The sequence below is a fragment of the Streptomyces sp. NPDC127038 genome (genome assembly GCF_042725875.1).
GTDB lineage: Bacteria > Actinomycetota > Actinomycetes > Streptomycetales > Streptomycetaceae > Streptomyces.
The window spans coordinates 21,759-28,583 of record NZ_JBHXDQ010000097.1 but is presented as its reverse complement, the minus strand read 5'-3'; the positions used below and the strand labels follow the sequence as shown (position 1 = coordinate 28,583).

General features: G+C 72.1%; 5 protein-coding genes. All 5 read right to left on the bottom strand.

The window, feature by feature from the left end:
* Positions 1–40: 40 nt before the first annotated feature.
* The gene (locus ACFWI4_RS38590) at positions 41–3,169 is read right to left on the bottom strand and encodes an efflux RND transporter permease subunit (protein ID WP_387206041.1); all 3,129 of its coding nucleotides are present in this window, start codon (positions 3,167–3,169) and stop codon (positions 41–43) included.
* 156 nt (positions 3,170–3,325) lie between these two features.
* Positions 3,326–4,003 (bottom strand): response regulator, encoded by a 678-nt coding sequence (locus tag ACFWI4_RS38585; protein WP_387206039.1) that lies wholly within the window; start codon positions 4,001–4,003, stop codon positions 3,326–3,328.
* A complete protein-coding gene (locus ACFWI4_RS38580) occupies positions 4,000–5,304 on the bottom strand; it encodes a sensor histidine kinase (protein WP_387206037.1) in 1,305 nt (434 codons plus the stop codon). The genes ACFWI4_RS38585 and ACFWI4_RS38580 overlap by 4 nt, the downstream gene beginning before the upstream one ends.
* Positions 5,305–5,678: 374 nt before the next feature.
* The gene (locus ACFWI4_RS38575; protein ID WP_385407224.1) at positions 5,679–5,957 is read right to left on the bottom strand and encodes a hypothetical protein; all 279 of its coding nucleotides are present in this window, start codon (positions 5,955–5,957) and stop codon (positions 5,679–5,681) included.
* 33 nt (positions 5,958–5,990) lie between these two features.
* Positions 5,991–6,788, bottom strand: a complete 798-nt coding sequence (locus ACFWI4_RS38570; protein ID WP_339135423.1) for a PspA/IM30 family protein — start codon at positions 6,786–6,788, stop codon at positions 5,991–5,993.
* Positions 6,789–6,825 lie beyond the last annotated feature (37 nt).

Below are 6,825 nucleotides of genomic sequence, written 5' to 3'. Positions count from 1 at the left end.
CCTCGTGACCGAGGGGCGCCTCTTCGTCGTTGCCGCCGGATCAGACTCCGGCCGGCTCCGGGGACTTGTCCTCGTCGCTCACGGCGGGGGTGCCGGCGGACTTCGCCTCGCGCTTCGCCGCCTTCTTCGCCGCCCGGCGCTCCTTGCGCAGTTCGATCATCGCGTAGAGCGTCGGGACGAGCAGCAGCGTCAGCAGCGTCGAGCTGATGAGACCGCCGATCACGACCACCGCGAGGGGCTGCGCGATGAAGCCGCCCTCACCGGTCACGCCCAGCGCCATCGGCAGCAGCGCGAAGATCGTCGCCAGCGCCGTCATCAGGATCGGGCGGAGCCGGTGCCGGCCGCCCTCGATCACGGCCTCGACCACGCCGTGGCCCTGTGCCCGGTACTGGTTGACGAGGTCGATCAGCACGATCGCGTTCGTCACCACGATGCCGATGAGCATCAGCATGCCGATCATCGCGGGGACACCCATCGGGGTGCCCGTGACGACGAGCAGGCCGATCGCGCCGGTCGCCGCGAACGGGATCGACACGAGCAGGATCAGCGGCTGGACGAGCGAACGGAACGTCGCCACCAGCAGCATGAAGACGATCGCGATCGCCGCGAGCATCGCCAGGCCCAGGTTCTTGAACGCGTCGCTCTGGTCCGAGGAGACACCGCCGACCGAGGCGGTGGCACCGGCGGGCAGCTTCAGCTTGCCGAGCTTCGCCGAGAGGTCGGCGCTGACCGCGCCGGTGTTGTCACCGGTCGGCTTGGCGGTGATCGTGGCGGCGCGCTGGCCGTCGATGCGGGTCATCGAGACCGGCCCGTCGACGAGCTTCACGTCCGCGATGTCACCGAGCTTCACCGCGCCGAGGCGCAGCGCGCGCAGCTCCTCGATCGTGGTGACCGGCTTCGCGGACTTGACGACGACGTCCCGCTCGGTGTCGTCCAGGATCGCCTTGCCCGTGGTCGTGCCGCGGACCGCCTGGGTGACGGCCGCGCCGAGGGTGGCGTCGTTGAAACCGGCCGCCGCGGCCTTGGAGTTGGCCCGGACCGAGATGCGCGGAACGCTCTGGGAGAGGTCGCTCGTGACGTCGGTGACGTCGTCGAGCTTGGCGACCTCGTCACGGACCTGTCCGGCCGCCTTGCGCAGCACGTCCGCGTCGGCCGCCTTCACGACGACCTTGAGGTCCTGGCTGCCGAAGGCGTCACCGGCGGCGACCGTGGTGGTGCCGAGGCCGGAGAGCGCGCCGAGCCCCTTCTCGATGCGGTCCTGCACGTCCTTGGCGGACGCGGAGTCCTCCAGCATGACCTGGTACGACGCCTGGTTGGTGTCCGTGCCGCCGCCGAAGGCCGCCAGGAAACCGGAGGAGCCGATGGTGACCTGGTAGTCCTTGACGCCCTTGACGCCGCCGAGGAGCTTCTCGACCTTCTTGGCCTGCGCGTCGGTCGCGGCCAGGCTGGTGCCCGGCTTCAGCGCCTGCTTGACGGTGAGGACCTTCTGCTCGCCCTGGTCGAAGAAGTTCGTCTTCAGCAGCGGCGCCATGCCGAACGTGCCGACGAGGACGACGGCGGCGATGAGCAGGCTGGTCACCCGGCGACGGGTCGCGAAGCGCAGCACGGGGACGTAGAAGCGCTGGAGACGGCTGCGCTCCTCCTTCTCCTCGGCCTTGCGGCGGGCCTCCTCGGCGTCCGCCGGGGTGCCCTTGGGAGCGCGCAGGAACCAGAACGAGAGCACGGGGACGACCGTGAGCGAGACGAGCAGGGACGCGAGCAGCGCCGCCGTGACCGTCAGGCTGAAGGAGCCGAACAGTTCGCCGACCATGCCGCCGGTCAGACCGATCGGCAGGAACACGGCGACCGTGGTGAGCGTCGAGGAGGTGACCGCTCCGGCCACCTCGCGGACGGCGGTGAGGATCGCCTCCTGGCGCTCCTCGCCGTAGCCGAGGTGCCGCTTGATGTTCTCCAGGACGACGATCGAGTCGTCGACGACCCGGCCGATCGCGATGGTGAGCGCGCCCAGCGTCAGCATGTTGAGCGACAGGTCACGGGTCCACAGCACGATCAGGGCCAGCACCACGGACAGCGGGATGGACACCGCGGTGACCAGCGTGGAGCGGACCGAGGCCAGGAAGAGCAGGATGACCAGGACCGCGAACAGCAGGCCGAGGGCGCCCTCGGTGGTCAGTCCGTGGATGGACTTGGAGACCGCGGGGCCCTGGTCGCTGACGACGGTGATCGTCGCGCCCTTGCCCAGGTCGGCCCGCAGGCCGGGCAGCTTGTCCTTGACGGCGTCGGAGATGGCGACGGCGCTGCCGTCGTGGGCCATGGTGACGGTGACGGCGAGGCTCGGGCGGCCGTCGGTGCGCGTGATGGAGTCGGCCGCGGCCTGCTGCTGCTCGACGGTGGCGACGCTCGCGAGACGCACGGGCTTCCTGCCGGGCGCTCCCGGGACCATCAGGTCCTGGATCTGGCCGAGCGAGGTGAAGCCGCCGCCGACCCGCACGGTGCGGTTGCTGCCGTCCTGGTCGAAGGATCCGGCCGGGACGGTCGCGCCGCCGGCCTGGAGCGCCTGGCCGAGGGCGGCGGGGGTCAGGCCGGCCTTCGCCAGCTTCCTGTCGTCGGGGGTGACGGTGACCTGGAGGTCACGCACACCGGCGACCTGGACGCGGCCGACGCCGGAGATGCCCTCCAGCGAGGGGACGACGGTGCGGTCGAGCCGGTCGGCGAGCGCCTGCTGGTCCTGGCCGGAGGTGACGGCGAGGACGACGGTCGGTATGTCGTCCGTCGAGCCGGCGATGACCTGCGGGTCGACGGAGTCGGGGAGCTGGGAGCTGACCCGGTTGACGGCCTGCTGGACGTCGGCGACGAGCTGCTTGGTGTCGTTGCCGTAGTCGAAGGACGCCATGATGACGGCGTTGCCCTCGCTCGCGGTGGAGGTGACACCGGTGATGCCGTCGACGGCCTGGAGGCTGTTCTCGACCGGCTCGACGACCTGCTTCTCGACCACGTCGGGAGACGCACCCTGGTACGGCGCGAGCACCGACACCACGGGCAGTTCGATGGTGGGCAGCAACTGCTGCTTGAGCTGGGGGATCGCTATCGCCCCGAAGACGAGCGCGACGATCGACATCAGCCCGATGAGGGCCCGCTGCGCGAGGCTGAATCTGGACAGCCAGGACATGGGTGGTGGGTCTCTCTTCCGTGGTTCGGGCGGAACGCGGGGGACGGGGGAACTCCCCACGTCACACCCTGGGCCATGAACGGGCGGTGATCCGTAGCCCCTGGGTCCATTTCCTTACCCGGAACCTACTCCAGGCGCAGTACGGCCGGGTAACGCTCAGTCCACCCTCGGGCGGACCAGACCCGACTCGTAGGCGATGACCACCAGCTGGGCCCGGTCGCGGGCGCCCAGTTTGGCCATGGCCCGGTTGACGTGCGTCTTCACCGTGAGCGGACTCACTTCGAGACGTTCGGCGATCTCGTCGTTGGACAGGCCCGCGGCGACCTGGACGAGGACCTCGCGCTCGCGCCCGGTGAGCGCGCCGAGCCGCTCGGAGCGGGCGGTGCCGGGTGCTTCGTCGTCACCCCGCGCGAGGAAACGGGCGATGAGGCCCTTGGTCGCCGCCGGGGACAGCAGTGCCTCGCCGCCCGCGGCGATCCGGATGGCGTTCAGCAGCTCCTCGGGCTCGGCCCCCTTGCCGAGGAACCCGGACGCGCCGGCCCGCAGCGACTGCACCACGTACTCGTCGACCTCGAAGGTGGTCAGCATCACGACCCGTACATGCGCGAGGCCCGGGTCGGCGGTGATCATGCGGGTGGCGGCGAGGCCGTCGGTGCCCGGCATCCTGATGTCCATCAGCACGACGTCGGCCCGCTCGTCGCGGGTCACGGTCACGGCCTGGGCGCCGTCGGAGGCCTCCCCCACGACCTCCATGTCGGGCTCCGAGTCGACCAGCACACGGAACGCGCTGCGCAGCAGGGCCTGGTCGTCGGCGAGCACGACACGGATCGTCATACGGGGTCCCCCAGGGCCGAGGCGTGGTTCTCGACCGGAAGGATCGCATGGACGCGGAAGCCGCCTCCGTAGCGGGGACCGGTCGTGCAGCTCCCGCCGATCGCGGTGACGCGCTCGCGCATGCCGAGCAGTCCGTGGCCGCCGCCCTCCTGCGGTCCGGTGTCGTCCGCCGGGTCCGGTCCGGGGCCGTCCTCCAGGCCGGGGCCGGGGTCCGCGGCGGTTCCGGTGTCCCGGCCGGCTCCCGTGCCGTGTCCCGGACCGTCGTCGAGGACGGTCACCTCGACCACGGGACCGACCCGCACCACGCTGACCTCGGCCTTCGCTCCCGGGCCCGCGTGCTTGCGCACATTGGTCAGGGCCTCCTGGATCACCCGGTACGCGGCGAGGTCGGCGGCCGCGGGCAGCGCCGTGCCGGCGTCGGAGCGGGCCACCTCGACGGGGAGCCCCGCGTTGCGGAAGGTGTCCGCGAGCTCGTCGAGCCGGGCCAGTCCGGGGGCGGGCTCGGTGGGGGCCTCGGGGTCGCCGGACTGGCGCAGCAGGCCCACGGTGGCGCGCAGCTCGTTCAGCGCGGACCGGCTGGCCTCCCGTACGTGGGCGAGGGCCTCCTTGGCCTGGTCGGGGCGTTTGTCCATGACGTGGGCGGCGACTCCGGCCTGGACGTTGACCAGGGCGATGTGGTGGGCGACGACGTCGTGGAGGTCGCGGGCGATCCGCAGCCGCTCCTCGGCGACGCGGCGGCGCGCCTCCTCCTCGCGGGTGCGCTCGGCCCGTAGCGCGCGTTCCTTGATGGCGTGCACGAAGGCGCGCCGGCTGCGGACGGCGTCACCGGCCGCGGCGGCCATGCCGGTCCACGCGAAGACGCCGAGGTTCTCCTGGGCGTACCAGGGCAGCGGTCCCGCGAGCATGGCGACGGCCGTCAGGAGCGTCATGGTGAGCAGGCCGACGCGCCAGGTCGTGGGGCGGTCGGTGGCCGAGGCCACGGTGTAGAGGGCGACGACGGCGGACATGGCGACCGGGGCGCGGGGGTCGGCGGTGACCAGTTCCACCAGGGAGACGCCGACGGTCGCCGCGAGGACCTTCATCGGGGCGCGGCGGCGGAACACCAGGGCGGCGGCCCCGAGGACCATCAGGGCGAGGCTGAGGGCGTCCGGGGCGCGGTCGGTCCAGGCCGTGCCGGCGGCGCCGCGCGACTCGGCGAAGGAACCGGCCACCATGGCGGCGAGGACGCCCGCGGCGAGGGCGGCGTCCAGGGCGAGGCGGTGGTCCCGCAGCCAGTCCCTCGTACGCTCCAGGGTGCTCATCCGGTCCACGGTACGGGTCCCTGCCGGGCCGGGAACCGGCTGGTACGGCACGACTCTCCCGACCCGGGGGCCGGAGCAGCCCGCTCGGGGAGCGTGAGCGCATCCGGCATCACCCGACCGCCGCGGTCAGAGCTCCCCCGGACTCAGAACCCGGCAGGCACGGCCCACCTGCGCGGGCGGCTCGCCCCGACCCGGGCACGGGACGGAGCCCGGGAGGCGCCGGTCGCGGTGGGGGGTTCTCGGGGCCCGGCCCCGCCGGGACGGCGCAGCCGGCCTTACGGGACCTCGCCGGGGCGCGCCGCAGCGGACCCGGCCGGGCGCACGCGTGGTGTGCGGCCCGGCTTCCGGGGCGGTGGGCGTCGGGACCGGGGTGGTCAGCCCGGGATCAGGCCCTCGTCGCTCAGCATCGCGCGGACCTCCTCAAGGGTGGCGTCCGCGGCCGGGAGGATCAGCTCCGACGGCTCCAGCGAGTCGTCGGGAAGCGGGGTCCCCGCGCTGCGCACCGCGTCCAGGAGAGCTCCCAGAGTGCGGCGGAAGCCGGACTCGTCACCCCTCTCCATCTCGGCGAGCAGTTCGTTGTCCAGCTTGTCCAGGGCGGTGAGCCGGCCGTCGTCCAGCTTCACCTGCCCCTCCCCCATGATCCGTACGATCATGACGCCTCCTCGGGCACGGGCCGCCAGGTCAGGTCACTGCTTGTCGAAGCGCGGAGTGTCCTGCGGCTGCGAGGACGACTGGTTCTGGCCCGTGCCGCCCTCGATCGCCTGCTGCTGCGACGAGGAGCCGCCGGCCAGCTCGGCCTTCATGCGCTGGAGCTCCAGCTCCACGTCCGAACCACCGGAGATCCGGTCCAGCTCGCTCTGGATGTCGTCCTTCGCCAGCCCGGACTGGTCGTCGAGGGCTCCGGAGGCGAGCAGCTCGTCGATCGCGCCGGCCCGCGCCTGGAGCTGCGCGGTCTTGTCCTCGGCGCGCTGGATGGCGAGCCCGACGTCGCCCATCTCCTCGGAGATGCCGGAGAAGGCCTCACCGATCCGGGTCTGCGCCTGGGCCGCCGTGTACGTCGCCTTGATCGTCTCCTTCTTCGTACGGAAGGCGTCGACCTTGGCCTGGAGCCGCTGGGCGGCGAGGGTGAGCTTCTCCTCCTCGCCCTGGAGCGTCTGGTGCTGCGTCTCCAGGTCGGTGACCTGCTGCTGGAGCGCGGCACGGCGCGACAGCGCCTCACGGGCGAGGTCCTCACGACCGAGCGCGAGGGCCTTGCGGCCCTGGTCCTCCAGCTTGGAGGACTGGTTCTGGAGCTGGTTCAGCTGCAGTTCGAGACGCTTGCGGCTGGTCGCCACGTCGGCGACACCGCGCCGGACCTTCTGGAGCAGCTCCAGCTGCTTCTGATAGGAGTAATCGAGGGTCTCGCGCGGGTCCTCGGCCCGGTCAAGGGCCTTGTTCGCCTTCGCGCGGAAGATCATCCCCATACGCTTCATGACACCGCTCATGGGCTTCGCGCGCCCCCTTCTGACGGACTCCAGCTCC

Coding starts and splice junctions, on each gene's coding strand:
- ACFWI4_RS38585 (WP_387206039.1), bottom strand. CDS start 4,003: ATGACGATCCGTGTCGTGCTCGCCGACGACCAGGCCCTGCTGCGCAGC.
- ACFWI4_RS38570 (WP_339135423.1), bottom strand. CDS start 6,788: ATGAGCGGTGTCATGAAGCGTATGGGGATGATCTTCCGCGCGAAGGCG.
- ACFWI4_RS38590 (WP_387206041.1), bottom strand. CDS start 3,169: ATGTCCTGGCTGTCCAGATTCAGCCTCGCGCAGCGGGCCCTCATCGGG.
- ACFWI4_RS38575 (WP_385407224.1), bottom strand. CDS start 5,957: ATGATCGTACGGATCATGGGGGAGGGGCAGGTGAAGCTGGACGACGGC.
- ACFWI4_RS38580 (WP_387206037.1), bottom strand. CDS start 5,304: ATGAGCACCCTGGAGCGTACGAGGGACTGGCTGCGGGACCACCGCCTC.